This window comes from Stutzerimonas stutzeri (assembly GCF_024448695.1).
Taxonomy (GTDB): domain Bacteria; phylum Pseudomonadota; class Gammaproteobacteria; order Pseudomonadales; family Pseudomonadaceae; genus Stutzerimonas; species Stutzerimonas stutzeri_T.
Genome location: NZ_JAMOHY010000007.1, coordinates 22,079 through 40,482, shown reverse-complemented (window position 1 = coordinate 40,482; position 18,404 = coordinate 22,079). Strand labels below are relative to the sequence as shown.

15 protein-coding genes, 2 tRNA genes and 1 pseudogene are annotated in these 18,404 nt (G+C 59.5%); 1 reads left to right on the top strand and 17 read right to left on the bottom strand.

Annotation, left to right across the window (positions count from 1 at the left end; genetic code table 11):
- Window positions 1–18: 18 nt before the first annotated feature.
- The 10 genes and pseudogenes from nusA to NAV32_RS08215 all read right to left on the bottom strand — a co-directional run bounded on the left by nusA (window position 19) and on the right by NAV32_RS08215 (window position 8,347).
- A complete protein-coding gene (gene nusA / locus NAV32_RS08260; RefSeq protein WP_256052320.1) occupies window positions 19–1,500 on the bottom strand; it encodes a transcription termination factor NusA in 1,482 nt (493 codons plus the stop codon).
- A gap of 48 nt (window positions 1,501–1,548) precedes the next feature.
- Window positions 1,549–2,007, bottom strand: coding sequence for a ribosome maturation factor RimP (gene rimP / locus NAV32_RS08255; protein ID WP_256052319.1), 459 nt, complete (start codon window positions 2,005–2,007; stop codon window positions 1,549–1,551).
- 127 nt (window positions 2,008–2,134) lie between these two features.
- Window positions 2,135–2,211: transfer RNA gene (locus NAV32_RS08250), tRNA-Met, on the bottom strand.
- A gap of 90 nt (window positions 2,212–2,301) precedes the next feature.
- A tRNA-Leu gene (locus tag NAV32_RS08245) sits at window positions 2,302–2,387 on the bottom strand.
- Between the two features lie 11 nt (window positions 2,388–2,398).
- The gene (gene secG, locus NAV32_RS08240) at window positions 2,399–2,782 is read right to left on the bottom strand and encodes a preprotein translocase subunit SecG (protein WP_256052318.1); all 384 of its coding nucleotides are present in this window, start codon (window positions 2,780–2,782) and stop codon (window positions 2,399–2,401) included.
- 4 nt (window positions 2,783–2,786) lie between these two features.
- Window positions 2,787–3,542, bottom strand: a complete 756-nt coding sequence (gene tpiA / locus NAV32_RS08235; RefSeq protein ID WP_256052317.1) for a triose-phosphate isomerase — start codon at window positions 3,540–3,542, stop codon at window positions 2,787–2,789.
- Between the two features lie 66 nt (window positions 3,543–3,608).
- Window positions 3,609–4,946, bottom strand: a complete 1,338-nt coding sequence (gene glmM / locus NAV32_RS08230) for a phosphoglucosamine mutase (protein ID WP_256052316.1) — start codon at window positions 4,944–4,946, stop codon at window positions 3,609–3,611.
- Between the two features lie 9 nt (window positions 4,947–4,955).
- Window positions 4,956–5,807 carry a dihydropteroate synthase gene (gene folP, locus NAV32_RS08225; RefSeq protein ID WP_256052315.1) on the bottom strand — a complete coding sequence of 284 codons (852 nt, stop codon included), beginning with the start codon at window positions 5,805–5,807 and terminating at the stop codon, window positions 4,956–4,958.
- A gap of 14 nt (window positions 5,808–5,821) precedes the next feature.
- On the bottom strand, window positions 5,822–7,732 hold the full coding sequence (gene ftsH / locus NAV32_RS08220; protein ID WP_256052314.1) for an ATP-dependent zinc metalloprotease FtsH: 1,911 nt from the start codon (window positions 7,730–7,732) through the stop codon (window positions 5,822–5,824).
- A 182-nt stretch (window positions 7,733–7,914) separates the two neighbouring features.
- Window positions 7,915–8,347 (bottom strand): annotated as a pseudogene (locus NAV32_RS08215) (SAM-dependent methyltransferase).
- Window positions 8,348–8,428: 81 nt separating this feature from the next.
- On the opposite strand from NAV32_RS08215, the gene NAV32_RS08210 reads away from it, so the two are divergent.
- On the top strand, window positions 8,429–8,740 hold the full coding sequence (locus tag NAV32_RS08210; protein ID WP_256052313.1) for a YhbY family RNA-binding protein: 312 nt from the start codon (window positions 8,429–8,431) through the stop codon (window positions 8,738–8,740).
- A 22-nt stretch (window positions 8,741–8,762) separates the two neighbouring features.
- Here the strand turns inward: NAV32_RS08210 and NAV32_RS08205 are convergent, their stop codons facing one another.
- The 7 genes from NAV32_RS08205 to dnaK all read right to left on the bottom strand — a co-directional run bounded on the left by NAV32_RS08205 (window position 8,763) and on the right by dnaK (window position 18,328).
- Complete coding sequence (locus tag NAV32_RS08205; protein WP_256052399.1) at window positions 8,763–9,182, bottom strand: DUF4149 domain-containing protein; 420 nt, start codon at window positions 9,180–9,182, stop codon at window positions 8,763–8,765.
- 10 nt (window positions 9,183–9,192) lie between these two features.
- Complete coding sequence (gene greA, locus NAV32_RS08200; RefSeq protein ID WP_256052312.1) at window positions 9,193–9,669, bottom strand: transcription elongation factor GreA; 477 nt, start codon at window positions 9,667–9,669, stop codon at window positions 9,193–9,195.
- Window positions 9,666–12,887, bottom strand: a complete 3,222-nt coding sequence (carB, locus tag NAV32_RS08195; RefSeq protein WP_256052311.1) for a carbamoyl-phosphate synthase large subunit — start codon at window positions 12,885–12,887, stop codon at window positions 9,666–9,668. Before carB ends, greA begins: the two co-directional genes overlap by 4 nt.
- A 31-nt stretch (window positions 12,888–12,918) precedes the next feature.
- Window positions 12,919–14,067 (bottom strand): glutamine-hydrolyzing carbamoyl-phosphate synthase small subunit, encoded by a 1,149-nt coding sequence (gene carA / locus NAV32_RS08190; RefSeq protein ID WP_256052310.1) that lies wholly within the window; start codon window positions 14,065–14,067, stop codon window positions 12,919–12,921.
- A gap of 191 nt (window positions 14,068–14,258) precedes the next feature.
- A complete protein-coding gene (dapB, locus tag NAV32_RS08185; protein ID WP_256052309.1) occupies window positions 14,259–15,065 on the bottom strand; it encodes a 4-hydroxy-tetrahydrodipicolinate reductase in 807 nt (268 codons plus the stop codon).
- 52 nt (window positions 15,066–15,117) lie between these two features.
- The gene (gene dnaJ, locus NAV32_RS08180; RefSeq protein WP_256052308.1) at window positions 15,118–16,245 is read right to left on the bottom strand and encodes a molecular chaperone DnaJ; all 1,128 of its coding nucleotides are present in this window, start codon (window positions 16,243–16,245) and stop codon (window positions 15,118–15,120) included.
- Window positions 16,246–16,414: 169 nt separating this feature from the next.
- Window positions 16,415–18,328 (bottom strand): molecular chaperone DnaK, encoded by a 1,914-nt coding sequence (gene dnaK / locus NAV32_RS08175; RefSeq protein ID WP_256052307.1) that lies wholly within the window; start codon window positions 18,326–18,328, stop codon window positions 16,415–16,417.
- Window positions 18,329–18,404: the final 76 nt, after the last annotated feature.

Below are 18,404 nucleotides of genomic sequence, written 5' to 3'. Positions count from 1 at the left end.
CCTCAGGCCGCTAATTACTTACTCGAACCAATGGGCTCGGGCGGCCATGATCAGCTTGCCGGCACGTTCTTCATCCATGCCGTCTATGTCGAGCAGGTCGTCAATCGACTGCTCGGCCAGGTCTTCACGGGTGATGACACCCCGTACTGCCAACTCGACCGCCAGTTCCTTGTTCATGCCTTCCAGCGCAAGCAAATCCTCGGCTGGCTGAGCATCTGCCAGTTTTTCTTCCGTTGCGATCGCCTTGGTCAGCAGACGATCCTTGGCACGGGTTCGTAGCTCATTGACGATGTCTTCGTCGAAGCCTTCGATGCCGAGCATTTCCTCCATGGGGACGTAGGCGATCTCTTCGAGGGACGTGAAACCCTCTTCGACCAGTACTTGTGCCAGCTCTTCATCGACATCCAGCTCTTCAATGAAATTACGCAGGATGTCGCCCGTTTCTTCCTGCTGCTTGGCCTGAATGTCGTCCTCGGTCATCACATTTAGCGTCCAGCCGGTCAGCTGACTGGCCAGGCGCACGTTCTGGCCGCCGCGACCGATGGCCTGGGCCAGATTATCTTCACCGACTGCGATATCCATGGCATGGGCATCCTCATCGACGATGATGGCCGCCACTTCAGCCGGCGCCATTGCGTTGATGACAAACTGTGCGGGGTTTTCATCCCACAGCACGATATCGACGCGCTCGCCACCGATCTCGCCAGATACCGCTTGGACACGCGAACCACGCATGCCGATGCAGGCGCCCTGCGGGTCGATGCGCTTGTCCTTGGAGCGAACCGCGATCTTGGCCCGGGAGCCAGGGTCACGCGAAGCACCCATCACCTCGATCAACTCTTCGGCGATTTCCGGCACTTCGATACGGAACAACTCAATCAGCATCTGCGGCGCGGTGCGCGACAGAATCAGTTGCGGGCCGCGGTTCTCGGTACGGATTTCCTTGAGCAGCGCACGCACGCGAGCGCCGACACGGAAAGTTTCGCGGGCAATGATGTCCTCGCGCGCCAGCAGCGCCTCGGCATTGTTGCCCAGATCGACGATGACGCTGTCACGCGTCACCTTCTTGACTGTGCCGGAAATAATCTCACCCAGACGGTCGCGATAGGCCTCGACAACTTGCGCACGCTCGGCCTCGCGCACTTTCTGCACGATGACCTGCTTGGCGGTCTGGGCGGCAATGCGACCAAACTCAATGGACTCGATCTTGACTTCAAGCACATCGCCAACCTTGGCATTGGCTTCACGAGCCTGCTCCATATCGGTCGTCAACTGGTGCGCTGGATCGTCGAAATTCTCTTCCTCGACAACGGTCCAGCGACGGAACGTTTCGTAACTACCGTTCTGCCGATTGATTTCCACACGCAGGTCAACTTCGTCTTCGAAGCGCTTCTTGGTGGCAGTGGCCAAAGCCAACTCCAGCGCCTCGAAAATCACACTGGCCGGTACGCCTTTTTCATTGGATACCGACTCCACAACCAGCAGTACTTCTTTGCTCATCGTACGCCTCGCCTTTCGCAATCCATTGGGGTCCGCGGGAACCGCGTTTCACTCAAAACGGGGAACAATATTTGCCTTGTCGATCATGTCGATCGGCAATAGATATTCGTGGTCATCAACCAGCACCACCACATCCTGCTCTTCCACCCCGCGGAGAAGACCCTGGAAATTGCGCCGGCCCTCGAAGGGCGAGCGCAGCTTGATTTTTATCTGTTCGCCTACATTCGCAGCGTACTGCTCAAGCGTGAACAGTGGTCGATCCAACCCAGGCGAAGACACTTCAAGGGTGTAGTCGCTGCTGATGGGATCTTCAACGTCAAGAACACCGCTGAGTTGACGACTGACCTTTTCACAATCATCGACAAGAATCCCGTTGGAGTGGTCGATATAGACCCTCAACAGGGAGTGCCGACCCTGCGAAAGAAACTCAACGCCCCAACACTGATAACCCAGTGCTTCGACCACCGGCGCCAGCAAGGCGTGCAACTGTTCTAGCTTGCTCGACATCAAAGCCCCTCGCGCATGCTGTAAAAATGAAAAATGGGCGAAACGCCCATCCCTGTTGATCGCCTGTAAATGCCGGCGACCTGGCTAGAAGCCAATAAAAAGCCCCTCGATAGGGGCCTTTATCAACTGGTTGCGGGGGCTGGATTTGAACCAACGACCTTCGGGTTATGAGCCCGACGAGCTACCAGACTGCTCCACCCCGCGACAAACTGGGCACGAATTATACAATCGCACCACACACAGGTCAACCAAACCGAAGAAACAAGAAAGCCCGCAATTGCGGGCCTGCTTGTTTGGTACCGAGGAGGGGACTCGAACCCCTACAGCCTATGGCCACTACCACCTCAAGGTAGCGTGTCTACCAATTCCACCACCTCGGCAAAAACCTTTACTAGCGCCCTTCTTCTACAGGAGGAACATCGCCAGTAGCACCTGCAGACGGAGCAGACTCCAGAACAGGTACATCTTCAACAGCGGGCTTGCTGACCGGAATTTCCAGCACCGCTGGATCCGGCAAACCTGCCTGCGACATCTGACCCGCCTGCTGCGTTGCAAAAAACGCCAAACCCAGACTGGTCACGAAAAAAACGCCGGCCAGTATAGCAGTAAAACGACTAAGGAAGGTAGTAGAACCTTGACTTCCGAAGACGGTCGCCGAGGCTCCCGAACCAAACGAAGCGCCAGCATCCGCACCTTTACCCTGCTGCAGCAACACCAGCACAACCACAGCGATGGCAACCAGCAGATGCACCACGATCACAACAGTCTGCAACATCTGATCAGTTCCCTGCAGCGCGACAAATCGCACCGAAATCATTGGCTTTCAGAGAGGCGCCACCGACAAGCCCCCCATCGATATCCGCCATCCCAAAAAGCTCAGCGGCATTCTCCGCCTTTACACTGCCACCGTACAGAATACGCACGCCATCGGCGACACGCTTATCTTCACGCGACAGCTGCTCTCGAATGGCAGCATGTATTTCCTGCGCCTGCTCGGGCGTCGCCGTCAATCCAGACCCGATTGCCCAGACCGGCTCATACGCCACAACAGCCCTCTCAAAAGAGGCAATTCCAGCAGCCGCTATCACACAGGCCAACTGACGCTCGACAACCTCAAGCGTCTGCCCTGCCTCACGCTGCTCCAGCGTTTCACCAAGGCACAGCACCGGCATCAACCCACACGCCAACGCCGCTTTGAATTTCTGACTCACCACCCCGTCGCTTTCGCCCAGGATCAGGCGTCTCTCGGAGTGACCAACCAACACCCATTCGCACCCGGCATCAGCCAACTGGGAAGCAGACACTTCACCGGTAAGAGCACCGAAACCAGCCTCTGTTGAACAGTCCTGAGCGCCGACGGCAATTGACACATTCGCCAGCTCACTCACGACACGCCCAACATGCAAACAGGTTGGAAAAACCACCACTTCAACAGTTGCTAAAAGCGCCTGTTGCTTAAGCGCTTCGGTCAGCTCTGCGACGCTGGCGCGGGTACCGTTCATCTTCCAGTTACCAGCTACCAAGGGGCGACGCATGCTTTACCTCGTCGATCAAAGTGGGCGCAGATGGTACTCAACGAAAACCAACCTGGCAAGCGAGAATCACGCACAAACTTCAGCAACCACAGCTGCCAGCTCTTCGGCATAGCTGCGTACCCGACTTTCATCGTCACCCTCAACCATCACCCGCACCAGCGGCTCGGTTCCGGACTTGCGCAAGAGCACCCGCCCACGTCCTGCCATTCGCTCGGTAACGCTGTCACAGACAGCTTGCACCTGCGGGTCGGCAATCGGATCACGATCCCCGGAAAACCGAACATTGATCAGCACCTGCGGGCATTTTTTCCAGGCCAGACGTTCTTGCGCCAGGCTTTGTCCGCGCCGCCGGAGCGCAAGCAGTACCTGCAATGCGGCAATGATTGCATCGCCCGTGCTCACATGCTGCGAGCAGACGATGTGCCCTGAATTCTCGCCACCCAGCACCCAGTTACGCTCCAGCATCTCTGCCATTACATACCTGTCACCCACCTTGGCGCGAACAAAAGGAATCTCGCGCTCCTTGAGCGCAAGCTCAAGCCCAAGATTGCTCATCAGAGTACCGACCACGCCACCCTCAAGACGCCCACGCTCTTGCAGATCGGTCGCAATCACATAGAGCAGCTCGTCACCGTCGACCAGAGCCCCTGTGTGGTCGACCATCATCACGCGGTCGCCATCGCCATCGAAGGCGATACCAAGATCGGCGCCATGCTCGATCACTGCCCTCTGCAGCTGCCCTGCATGGGTCGAACCGACATCCGCATTGATATTGAGGCCGTCAGGCTGCGCGGCGATTACCACCACTTCTGCGCCCAGTTCGCGAAATACACTGGGCGCCACCTTGTAAGTCGCACCATGCGCACAATCGACCACCAGTTTGAGACCAGAAAAGTCGGTACTGGTCGGTACACTGCTCTTGCAGAACTCGATATAGCGTCCAGCCGCATCATTGATACGTGAAGCCTTGCCCAACTGGGCGGATTCAACCACCGTCATCGGCGTATCGATCAGCTCCTCGATCATCAACTCGACCTCATCGGGGAGCTTGGTCCCGCGCCCGGAGAAGAACTTGATGCCGTTGTCATGATGCGGATTGTGCGAAGCGCTGATGACGATACCCGCCTCAGCGTGGAAGGTACGGGTCAGATAGGCCACCGCCGGAGTCGGCATCGGGCCGAGCAGAAGTACATCTGCGCCCGCTGCGGAAAGGCCGGCCTGCAGAGCGGACTCGAACATATAGCCTGAAATGCGCGTGTCCTTGCCAACCAGGATGCGGCATTTCCCCTGCTTGCGAAATGCCATCCCCGCCGCCCAGCCAAGCTTGAGCATGAAATCCGGAGTTATCGGAAATTGTCCTACATGGCCGCGAATGCCATCGGTCCCAAAATATTTTCTGCTCATGCTTATTCCCTATTCTGCAGCCTGTACCGCAGCAATCATTCGAACCACATCAACTGTTTCAGCCACATCATGCACACGCACGATTCGAGCGCCCATGCTGACAGCCAGTGCCGCCAGCCCCAGACTGCCATACAGGCGCTGCGAGACCTCCCGGCCAAGCGCCTGCCCGATCATGCTTTTCCGCGAAACGCCAACCAGCAACGGACGCCCCAGTGCGTGCAGGCGCTCCATATGCTTGAACAAACTCAGATTGTGCGAAAGATTCTTGGCGAAGCCGAAGCCCGGATCAAGCACGACTCGCTCGCCGGCAATCCCCGCTGCAGCACATGCGGCCATACGCTCGGAGAGAAACGCGTAAACCGCATCGGTCACGTTGTCGTAGCGCGGATCGTCCTGCATATCACCCGGCTCACCATGCATATGCATCAGGCATACCGGAAGGCCACTGTCGGCTGCAGCATCCAGCGCACCATCACGCATGAGCGAACGCACATCGTTGATCAGGCCTGCGCCCAGGCGTGCGCACTCGCGCATCACGGCCGGCGTGGACGTATCCACCGAAATGATCACATCGAGTTCGCGCGCGATGGCCTCCACGACAGGGGCGACACGTTCCAACTCCTCAGTCGGCGAGACAGCACGTGCACCGGGGCGAGTCGACTCCCCACCTACATCTACCAGGCTTGCACCAGCTGCCACCATCGCAACGGCATGGCGCAATGCGGCATCGACACCGGCGTGCCTGCCACCGTCGGAAAACGAGTCGGGGGTAACGTTGAGAATGCCCATGACATGCGGGCGCGATAAATCAAGAACCCGACTGCCGCAGGACAGTCGGGTCGGGTGTATCGTTTCAGTCATTTAGAAGCCTTGGCTCAGTGTTCGCCCGCAGGACCACCAATGGGCGCCTGTGGAAGGTCGCCTTCAGGCTGCACAGGCGTACCCGCCGAGCCGGAGCCATCCTGCCAGTCACGCGGCTCACGTGGAGTGCGACCGGACATGATGTCGTCGATCTGCTCGGCATCGATGGTTTCGTACTTCATCAACGTCTCGGCCATGACATCGAGCTTGTCACGGTTATCGGCAAGGATCTGCTTCGCCGTGCCGTAGCATTGGTCGATGATGCTGCGCACTTCAAGGTCAATCAGCTTGGCCGTGTCGCCGGAGACGTTTGCCTGCTGGCTGCCCATACTGCGACCCAGGAACACTTCGCCCTCTTCCTCTGCGTACATCAACGGTCCCAGCTTTTCCGACAAGCCCCACTTGGTCACCATGTTTCGAGCCAGTTGAGTGGCCCGCATGATGTCGTTGGATGCGCCAGTGGTGACGCCATCAAAGCCAAGGGTCATCTCTTCAGCGATACGGCCACCGAACAGCGAGCAGATTTGACTGATCAGGGCTCGCTTGGACAGGCTGTAACGATCTTCCTCCGGGAGGAACATGGTTACACCCAGGGCACGACCACGGGGAATGATCGACACCTTGTAAACCGGATCATGCTCGGGCACGAGGCGCCCGACGATGGCGTGGCCCGCTTCGTGATAGGCGGTATTAAGCCGCTCCTTCTCTGACATGACCATGGACTTGCGCTCGGCACCCATCATGATCTTGTCCTTGGCCAGCTCGAACTCCTTCATCTCGACCACACGCTTTCCGGCACGTGCCGCGAAAAGGGAAGCTTCGTTGACCAGGTTAGCCAGGTCAGCACCGGAGAAGCCCGGCGTGCCGCGCGCGATCAGAGCCGGCTCGACACTGTCACCCAGCGGCACCTTGCGCATGTGTACGTTGAGAATCTGCTCACGACCGCGGATATCCGGCAGACCGACCACAACCTGACGATCGAAGCGGCCCGGACGCAACAAGGCCGGATCAAGCACATCGGGACGGTTGGTGGCCGCAATGACGATGATGCCATCGTTCATTTCGAAACCGTCCATCTCCACCAGCAACTGGTTGAGAGTCTGCTCGCGCTCATCGTGGCCGCCCCCCATGCCAGCGCCACGATGGCGACCGACGGCGTCGATCTCGTCGATAAAGATGATGCAGGGGGCGTGCTTCTTGGCCTGCTCGAACATGTCGCGCACACGACTGGCGCCGACACCGACGAACATTTCCACGAAATCGGAACCGGAAATGGTGAAAAATGGCACCTTGGCCTCGCCCGCCACCGCCTTGGCCAGCAGCGTCTTGCCGGTACCCGGCGAGCCGACCATCAGCACACCGCGCGGAATTCGACCGCCGAGACGCTGGAATTTGCCAGGATCACGCAGGAACTCGACCAGCTCGGTCACTTCTTCCTTGGCCTCGTCACAGCCGGCCACATCGGCAAAGGTCGTCTTGACCTGATCTTCGGAAAGCAGGCGCGCCTTGCTCTTGCCGAAGCTCATGGGCCCGCCCTTGCCGCCTGCGCCACCTTGCATCTGGCGCATGAAGAACATGAACACCGCGATGATCACCAGAATCGGGAAGCTGGCTACCAGCAACTGGGTCCAGATGCTCTGCTGCTCGGGCTGCTTGCCTTCAATCAGCACGTTGTTGTTGATCAGGTCACCAATAAGACCGTTGTCCTGGATAGCCGGACGGATCGTCTTGAAGCTCTCACCATCGCTGCGCTTGCCGATGATCACGAAGCCGTCGACAGTTACGCGTTCGACACGGCCCTCCCTGACCTGCTCAAGAAATTGCGAATAATTGAGCGTCTGCGGCTCGGTCGGGCTGGAAAAGTTGTTCATCACCGTCACCAGGACGGCGGCGATGATCAACCACAGAATCAGGTTTTTTGCCATGTCATTCAAATTCGTTACCCTCTGGAACAGACCCGCTGTCGTTGGCCCGCGTGACGGCCCTGTTGGCTGCTCTTGCTAACTTACTACACAACCCGCCCAAACACGCGAGCTGGTCTGTAACCCCGTATGAAACAATGTTAGCCCGCTTGCGCCGGATCGGCGCGAAAACCTCGCGCCAGCATTCACTGTTCGCAAGAACGGTCTCTGGACAAAGGCTTGCATATCCGCACCTTGATCGAAGCTCTGGCGGATACCCTTCGGGTTAGCGTCGAAGCCGTCGCCCTGAAATATCTTGACCAGAAAATCGCCACCCGGACGCAAAACGCGCATGGCCAGATCCAGCGCCAGCTCGCTAATAAAAAACGCACGAGCCTGATCAGGCTTCATAACACTCATATTGGGTGCCATATCGGAAACTACAAGGTCTACACGCTTACCGTCCACCGCCTCAAGAATCTGCGCGAGCACTTCACTCAGGCAAAATGTGATCCTTCTTCTGTATCTCCGGCAGCCTGGAGCTGGCGCTCGAAGGACAGCCGTCGCGCTGCGTCACCCTCACACTGGGATCGCCAGGTGTTCTTTCAGCCAGCACGCGCAGGTCTTGAAGCGAGCCAAGCTGTTACCTCACCTGTGCGACCCGGAACCTCTCGGTTACACTAGCGGACGTTTTTCAGGTTTTGACGCAAGGGTCGAATTATGCCGCTCACCAACGAGCAGAAGAAACACTACAAATCCATCGGCCATCATCTGAAGCCGGTGCTGATCGTATCCGAAAACGGCCTGACCGAGGGCGTGCAGGCCGAACTGGAGCGCGCACTGAGCGATCATGAATTGATCAAGGTACAGCTGCGCATCACCGAACGCGATGATCGTCGCGCATTGATCGACGAACTATGTCGGATTGGGCACTGCGAACTGGTGCAATCAATCGGCAAGATGGCGCTGGTCTACCGCAAGAACCCCAAGGTCAACAAGCAACTGTCCAACGTTTATCGCCACCAGGCTTGACCTGCAAGCCTGGCCATCCGGCTCAGGCTACGGGAATCCCAGCAGAGCCCGCCGCTCGCGGCGGCTCCTGCAATACGAGCATCAACCCGCACAGCCCGATGATCAGATAGCTGAACAGCATCCAGCGAGCCGATTCGAGCCATGGAGCGCCGGCGGCGAAAAAGCTCGCGGCAAGCAGCAAAACCGTCAGCAACAATTGCCCGCGAACATCCCGCCAAATACTGCGAAAACCTGCCGCCTGTATCAGTACAACGATTTGCAGTACTGCGCAAAAAGCCGCAAAGCCCACCAGCAACGGTCTCAGGGTCCCGGCGATTTCTGCCACCAGCAACGGTGCCAGGCCGATCTTGTCCAGTGCCGGCAACATCACGAACTGCAGCAGCCAGAGGCCGCCGACCCAGAAGGTCTGGGCCAGCTGCCAACTGATGATGCCTGCGCGCATGGGCTGCGATTCAGAGATGGCGAACCTCGACGATCTCGAATTCGACCAGCCCACTGGGCGTCTTGACCACTGCGATATCGCCTTCCATCTTGCCGATCAGCGCGCGCGCGATGGGCGAGCTCACTGAAATCTTGCCCAGCTTGATCTCCGCCTCGTCCTCGCCAACGATCTGGTAGGTCACCCGCTCGTCAGTCTCGGCATTAGCGATCTCGACCGTGGTTCCAAAGATCACCTTTCCGGTGTGCGCTATAGCCGTGACATCGATGATCTGTGCGTTCTGCAGACGACCTTCGATATCGCGAATCCGCGCCTCGACCATGCCTTGCTGTTCCCGAGCCGCATGGTATTCGGCGTTCTCCTTGAGATCGCCAAGCTCACGCGCCACGCCGATATCGTGGCTCAGCTTGGGTCGCAGCACCTTGGTCAGGTGGTGATGCTCTTCTTCCAGGGCGCGCGCGCCTTGGACAGTCATTGGGTATTTGGTCATGTCTCAATTCCTGCATGGAGATCCTGCAGTCGGCGCACGGTCTTCTCGGGACCGAACTTGAGCGCCTCACAGATTGCCTGGCCACCGGCAATGGTGGTGGTGATACAGATCTTATGCTGCAGAGCGTTGCGGCGGATGGAATACGAATCGGCGATGGACTGACGCCCCTCGGTGGTATTGATGATCAGCGTGACTTCGTCATTCTTGATCATGTCGACCACGTGCGGACGACCTTCAGTCACCTTGTTAACGCGACGCACCGGCAGACCGGCTGCCTCGATGATACGCGCCGTGCCGGCGGTGGCGACAACCTCGAAACCAAGGCCGACCAGATCACGGGCAACCTGCTCGACGAAGGGCTTGTCGTCCTCGCGAACGCTGATGAAAGCACAGCCGGAGGTCGGCAGGATTTCGCTGGCACCCAGCTGCGCCTTGGCGAAGGCCTCGGCGAAGCTGTCGCCAACGCCCATCACCTCGCCGGTTGACTTCATTTCCGGCCCGAGGATGGTATCCACGCCCGGGAACTTGGCAAAGGGGAACACCGCTTCCTTGACGCTGAAGAAGGGTGGAATGATTTCCTTGGTAAAACCGATTTCGGTCAGCGTTTTGCCAGCCATGACGCGCGCGGCAATCTTGGCCAGCGACTCACCGATGCACTTGGAGACGAAGGGCACGGTGCGCGAAGCACGCGGGTTCACTTCCAGCACATAGATGTCTTCACCCTGTACCGCCATCTGCACGTTCATCAGGCCGATCACGTCGAGCTCCAGCGCCATCTTGCGCACCTGCTCGCGAATCTCGTCCTGAATGTGCTGCGCCAGCGAATAGGCCGGCAGCGAACAGGCAGAGTCACCGGAGTGAACACCCGCCTGCTCGATGTGCTGCATGATCGCGCCGATCACCACAATTTCGCCGTCGCATACGGCATCAACGTCCACTTCGATGGCGCAGTTGAGGAAGTGGTCGAGCAGCACAGGGCTGTCGTTGGACACTTTCACGGCTTCGCGCATGTAGCGCTTGAGCTCGTCTTCCTCATAGACAATTTCCATGGCGCGCCCGCCCAACACGTAGGACGGGCGCACCACCAGCGGATAGCCGATGGCCTTGGAAGCGGCAATGGCCTCTTCCTCGCTGCGCGCGGTGGCGTTCTGAGGCTGACGCAGGCCCAGGCGCTGCACCATCTGCTGGAAGCGTTCGCGATCTTCGGCGCGGTCGATGGCATCAGGGCTGGTGCCGATGATAGGCACGCCAGCCTCTTCCAGCGCGCGACAGATCTTCAGCGGGGTCTGGCCGCCGTATTGCACGATCACGCCCTTGGGCTGCTCGATACGCACGATTTCCAGCACGTCTTCCAGTGTCACCGGCTCGAAATACAGGCGGTCAGAGGTGTCGTAGTCGGTGGAGACGGTTTCCGGATTGCAGTTGACCATGATGGTCTCGTAACCGTCTTCGCGCATGGCCAGCGCCGCGTGTACGCAGCAATAGTCGAACTCGATGCCCTGGCCGATGCGGTTCGGCCCGCCGCCGAGGATCATGATCTTCTCGCGGTTCGACGGATTGGCCTCGCACTCTTCCTCATAGGTCGAATACATATAGGCGGTGTCGGTGGCGAACTCGGCGGCGCAGGTGTCAACGCGCTTGTAGACCGGCAGCACCTTGAGCTTGTGGCGATGGCTTCGCAGGTTCTTTTCGGTCACGCCGAGCAGCTTGGCCAGGCGCGCATCGGAGAAACCCTTGCGCTTGAGCTTGTACATCAGATCACGGTCGATACTGGACAGGCCGAGGGTCTGGACCTGCTCTTCTTCCTTGACCAGATCCTCGATCTGGACCAGGAACCAGGGGTCGATCTTGGTCAGGGCAAAAACATCCTCGATGCTCTTGCCAGCCCGGAAGGCATCAGCCACATACCAGATACGGTCGGCACCAGGCACGGTCAGCTCGCGGGTCAGCGTGCTTTCAGCCTCGGCAGACTCCAGATTCAGTTTGGGGTCGAAACCGGTGGCGCCGACTTCCAGGCCGCGCAGGGCCTTTTGCATCGACTCCTGGAAGGTCCGACCGATGGCCATGACCTCACCCACGGATTTCATCTGGGTGGTCAGACGGGCGTCGGCCTTGGGGAATTTCTCGAAGGCAAAACGCGGGATCTTGGTGACGACATAGTCGATGGCCGGCTCGAAGGACGCCGGAGTGCGACCGCCCGTGATGTCGTTGGACAGTTCGTCGAGGGTGTAACCGACCGCCAGCTTGGCGGCGATTTTGGCGATCGGGAAACCGGTGGCCTTGGAGGCCAGCGCCGATGAACGCGACACACGCGGGTTCATCTCGATCACCACCATGCGACCCGTGTCCGGGCAGATACCGAACTGCACGTTGGAGCCGCCGGTCTCCACGCCGATCTCACGCAGCACCGCCAGGGAGGCATTGCGCATGATCTGGTATTCCTTGTCAGTGAGCGTCTGCGCCGGGGCGACGGTGATCGAGTCGCCGGTGTGCACGCCCATCGGATCGAAGTTCTCGATGGAGCAGACGATGATGCAGTTGTCCTTCTTGTCGCGGACCACCTCCATCTCGTACTCCTTCCAGCCGATCAGCGATTCGTCGATCAGCAGTTCCTTGGTCGGCGACAGGTCCAGACCACGGGTGCAGATTTCTTCGAACTCTTCACGGTTGTAGGCGATGCCGCCACCAGTGCCGCCCATGGTGAACGAGGGACGGATGATGCAGGGGAAGCCGACCTTGTCCAGCACGCCGTAGGCTTCTTCCATGCTGTGGGCGATACCCGAAACCGGGCAAGCCAGGCCGATATCCTTCATGGCCTTGTCAAAGCGCGAGCGGTCTTCGGCCTTGTCGATGGTATCGGCATTGGCGCCGATCATCTCGACGCCAAATTTTTCCAGGATGCCGTGCTTTTCCAGGTCCAGGGCGCAGTTCAGCGCAGTCTGGCCACCCATGGTCGGCAGCAGGGCGTCAGGGCGTTCCTTCTCGATGATCTTGGCGACGGTAGCCCACTTGATCGGCTCGATGTAGGTGGCGTCGGCCATGGCCGGGTCGGTCATGATGGTGGCCGGGTTGGAGTTCACCAGAATGACGCGGAAGCCTTCCTCGCGCAGGGCCTTGCAGGCCTGGGCGCCGGAGTAATCGAACTCGCACGCCTGACCGATGACGATGGGGCCGGCGCCGAGGATCAGGATGCTTTTGATATCTGTACGTTTTGGCATGAAGTAACTCTCGAATTCCTGGACTCAGCGATCAGCGACGGGCCGCCATGGCGGAGATAAAGCGATCAAACAGCGGCGCGACATCGCACGGACCCGGACTGGCTTCAGGGTGTCCCTGAAAACCAAAGGCCGCCTTGTCGGTACGTTCGATACCCTGCAGGGTGCCATCGAACAGCGATTTGTGGGTGGCGCGCAGATTGGCCGGCAGGGTCGTCTCATCGGCGCAGAAACCGTGGTTCTGGCTGGTGATCATAACGACGCCGGTTTCCAGATCCTGCACCGGATGGTTGGCACCATGATGGCCGCTGGGCATCTTCACAGTAGTCGCACCGGAAGCCAGCGCCAGCAACTGATGACCGAGGCAGATACCGAAGACGGGCACATCGGTTTCCAGCACTTCCTGAATCGCCTTGATCGCGTAATCGCACGGTTCGGGATCGCCCGGGCCATTGGCCAGGAAGATGCCATCCGGATTCAGCGCCAGAGCCTCGCTGGCCGGCGTCTGCGCCGGTAGCACGGTGATGCGGCAGCCGCGCGCAACCAGCATGCGCAGGATGTTCCACTTGACGCCGTAATCGAAGGCAACCACATGGTAGGGCAGCTCGCTGGCCGGGATTTCCGGATGGCTGTCGCTCTCCAGGCTCCAGAGGCCGGAACGCCATTCGTAGCGCTCTTTGACGCTGACCTCCTTGGCCAGGTCCATGCCCTTGAGACCGGGGAAGCTGCGCGCCAACTCCAACGCCTTCTCTTCAGTCGCGTCTGCGCCGGTCAGGATGCAACCGTTCTGTGCGCCTTTTTCGCGGAGGATTCGCGTCAGGCGACGGGTGTCTATACCAGCGATGGCGACGGTGCCGTTTTCCTTCAGATAGGCATCCAGCGGCTGTTTGTTGCGCCAGTTGCTGGCCAGTAACGGCAGGTCGCGAATCACCAGACCGGCCGCCCACACCTGGCGGGACTCGGCATCTTCCGGCGTGGTGCCGGTATTGCCGATGTGCGGATAGGTCAGCGTGACGATTTGCTTGGCATAGGACGGGTCGGTAAGAATTTCCTGATAGCCGGTCATGGCGGTGTTGAACACCACCTCGCCGATTGTCTGGCCGTCGGCACCGATGGATTCGCCGCGAAAGATGCTGCCATCGGCAAGGGCCAGAATGGCTGGCGTAGGGGCTGGCTTAGTCAAGAGACCTCCCAAAGATCAAGGCTGAAGCAGGCGCAGATTGTAAAAAAGCGGGATGACGTGTGAAGGTCATCCCGCTTTTTATTGGAGTCATTCTGCGCAACTTTTAGTGGACACACTAAAGCGGGAAGCTTACAGAAAACCCCTTTTGCGGTCCAGCCGAAATCCACCCGAATTGCATGACAGCGGTGAAATCAACACAAACCCAGTACATCCTGCATGTCGTATAACCCGGCAGGTTTCTCGTCCAGCCACAGCGCCGCACGGACCGCGCCCCTGGCGAAGGTCATGCGACTGGAAGCCTTGTGCGTGATCTCCACGCGCTCGCCGTCGGCAGCAAAAAGCACCGTATGGTCACCCACCACATCCCCGGCACGAACAGTGGCGAAGCCGATAGTGTCGCGCTCGCGCGCGCCCGTCTGTCCTTCACGACCGTAGACCGCGACCTTCTGCAGATCGCGTCCGAGCGCATCGGCCACCACTTCACCCATGCGCAATGCGGTGCCGGACGGCGCATCGACCTTGTGCCTGTGGTGCGCCTCGATGATCTCGATATCGACCTCATCGCCCAGCACCCGCGCTGCGGTATCCAGCAGCTTCAGGCACAGATTCACGCCAACGCTGAAGTTAGCCGCAAAGACGATCGGAATGTCCCTGGCCGCAGCCGCCAGCCGCTCCTTTTCCTCCGGTGAAAAACCGGTGGTACCGATCACCATCGCCTTGCCTGCACGCCGGCACACCTCGAGGTTTTTCAGGGTCACCGAGGGGTGCGTGAAGTCGATCAGCACGTCGAACTCGTCGACCGCCTTTGCCACGTCACCCGTCAGCGGCACACCCAGACGACCGATGGCCGCCAGCTCTCCGGCATCCGCCCCCACCAGGGTACTGTCCGGCCGGTCGATCGCGGCGGTCAGCCCCGCGGCCCCAGCAGTCTGCTGCACCGCTTCGATCAGGATCTTGCCCATGCGCCCGGCGGCGCCCATCACTGCAATACGTCGCATACCATCAGCTCCAGGCTGCAAGCCTCAAACAACGCCCTGAGGCTTGCAGCTGTCAGACATCACCAAAAAAGCGCTTCACACCCTCGAACCAGCCGCTGGCCTTGGGTGAATGGGAGGTGTCACCCTGCAGGGTGCCGCGAAATTCTTCGAGCATCTCGCGCTGACGCTTGCTGAGATTGACCGGCGTCTCCACCGCAACCCGGCACAGCAGGTCACCCGCGGCGCCGCCACGTACCGGGGCCACGCCCTTGCCACGCAGACGGAACTGCTTGCCGGTCTGGGTGCCCTCGGGAATCTTCAGCTTGACGCGACCATCCAGGGTCGGCACTTCCAATTCGCCGCCCAGTGCTGCATCAGCAAAGCTGATCGGCACTTCGCAGTAAAGATGCTTGCCATCGCGCTGGAAGATCGCGTGTTCACGCACGTTGACCACTACATACAGATCACCCGCCGGACCGCCCTGACTCCCGGCCTCGCCCTCGCCGGTCAGGCGAATACGATCCCCGGTGTCGACGCCCGCAGGAACCTTGACTGAAAGCGTCTTCTGCTCCTCCACACGACCCTGACCGTGGCAGCTGCCACAAGGATCGGAGATCATCTTGCCGCTGCCATGACAGCGTGGGCAGGTCTGCTGCACCGAGAAGAAGCCCTGCTGCATGCGCACCTGACCGATACCGCCGCAGGTGGTGCAAGTGACGGGGCTGGTGCCCTTCTTCGCCCCGGAACCATCGCAGGTCTTGCACTCAGCGAGCGTCGGCACGCGAATGGTCACGGTCGTGCCGCGCACGGCCTCTTCCAGATCCAGCTCCAGCGTGTAGCGCAGATCGCTACCGCGCTGGGCACCGCCGCGTGAGCTGCCGCGCGCGCCGGTGAAGAAGTCGCTGAATACGTCACCGAAGATATCGGAGAAGTTCGCGCCACCATAGGCCGCACCCGCACCAGCACCCATCTGCGGGTCAACACCCGCGTGACCGTATTGATCATAGGCCTGACGCTTGCTGGCATCGGAAAGCACTTCGTAAGCCTCGTTGGCCTCCTTGAAGGCTTCCTCGGATGCCTTGTCATCCGGATTGCGATCGGGGTGGTGCTTCATGGCGAGGCGGCGATAAGCCTTTTTCAGCTCCGCTTCGCTGGCGCCACGCTCGACGCCCAGCACTTCGTAATAATCACGTTTGGCCATAAATTTCCTGAACCTTCAAATTCGTACCCTCCAGACACGCCGACGCGGGAGCAAGCCCCCGCGCAGCGGTCACGCCTGTCACGAGCAAGTCGCGGCAGGGCGGAAGGAAAGGCAGACCGCGCCGGAGGCGACAAGCTGCACTCCTTCCATGTGGGTCACAAGTGGCGGATTACTTGTTGTCCTTGACCTCTTCAAACTCCGCATCGACCACGTCGTCGCCCGGCTGCGCACCGTTATCAGCCGGCTGGCCTTCGCCACCCTGAGGCTGTTCGGCGTACATCTTCTGCGCCAGCGGAGTGGAAGCCTGGGACACCGCCGCGATCTTGGCTTCGATCTCGGCCTTGTCATCGCCCTTGATGGCTACTTCCAGCTCGCCGATGGCCTTCTCGATAGTGGTCTTGTCTTCTTCGGTGGCCTTGTCGCCCGCCTCGACCAGCATCTTGCGTGTCGCATGGACCAGCTGGTCGCCCTGGTTACGGGCGCCGGCCAGCTCTTCGAACTTGCGGTCTTCCTCGGCATTGGCCTCGGCGTCACGCACCATCTGCTCGATCTCCTCCTCAGACAGACCGGAGTTGGCCTTGATCACGATGGACTGATGCTTACCGGTGGCCTTGTCCTTGGCGGACACATGCAGAATGCCGTTGGCGTCGATGTCGAAAGTGACTTCGATCTGCGGCATGCCACGCGGCGCCGGCGGAATCTCGGCCAGATCGAAACGCCCCAGCGACTTGTTGCCGCTGGCCTGCTTGCGCTCACCCTGCAGCACGTGAATGGTCACGGCGCTCTGGTTATCGTCGGCGGTGGAGAACACCTGGGACTTTTTGGTCGGGATGGTGGTGTTCTTCTCGATCAGCGCGGTCATCACGCCGCCCATGGTTTCGATACCCAGGGTTAGCGGAGAAACGTCCAGCAGCAGCACGTCCTTGACGTCACCGGCCAGTACCGCTCCCTGAATGGCTGCCCCCATGGCAACCGCTTCATCCGGGTTCACGTCCTTGCGCGCTTCCTTGCCGAAGAACTCGGCAACCTTCTGCTGCACCAGTGGCATGCGGGTCTGGCCACCGACCAGAATCACGTCGTCGATCTTGCCGACATCAATACCGGCGTCCTTCAGGGCGATGCGGCACGGCTCAATGGTGCGCTGTACCAAGTCTTCGACCAGGGCTTCGAGCTTGGCGCGGGAAATCTTCACATTGAGGTGCTTCGGACCGGTCGCATCTGCAGTGATATACGGCAGGTTGACGTCGGTCTGCTGGCTGGAGGACAGCTCAATCTTGGCTTTCTCGGCGGCTTCCTTCAGGCGCTGCATGGCCAGCGGGTCGCCCTTGAGGTTCATGCCGCTTTCTTTCTTGAACTCGTCGACGAGGTAGTCGATCAGGCGGATATCGAAGTCTTCACCACCGAGGAAGGTGTCACCATTGGTGGCCAGCACTTCGAACTGATGCTCGCCGTCGACTTCGGCGATTTCGATCACCGACACGTCGAAGGTACCGCCGCCCAAGTCATAGACGATAACGGTGTGGTCGCCCTTGGCTTTGTCCATGCCATAGGCCAGCGCAGCCGCAGTCGGCTCATTGATGATGCGCTTGACGTCCAGACCGGCGATGCGACCGGCGTCCTTGGTGGCTTGGCGCTGGCTGTCATTGAAGTAGGCCGGCACGGTGATGACCGCTTCGGTAACCGGCTCGCCGAGGTAGTCTTCGGCGGTCTTCTTCATCTTCTTCAGGATTTCCGCGGAAATCTGCGGTGGTGCCATCTTCTGGCCATTCACTTCCACCCAAGCATCGCCGTTGTCGGCCTTGGATATCTTGTACGGCACCATCTGGATGTCTTTCTGCACGACATCTTCGTCGAACCGACGGCCGATCAGGCGCTTCACCGCGTACAGGGTGTTGTGCGGATTGGTTACTGCCTGACGCTTGGCCGACTGACCTACCAGAATCTCGCCATCATTGGCATACGCAATGATCGACGGGGTGGTGCGACCGCCTTCGGCGTTCTCGATGACCTTGGCCTTGCCATTTTCCAGAATGGAGACGCAGGAGTTGGTGGTCCCCAGGTCGATACCGATAATTTTGCCCATTTATCTATCTCCGAAAATCTTGGATGAAATCCGCGCCTGTTTACCGGCTGCGGGTAACACAAAAACGCTTGACTAC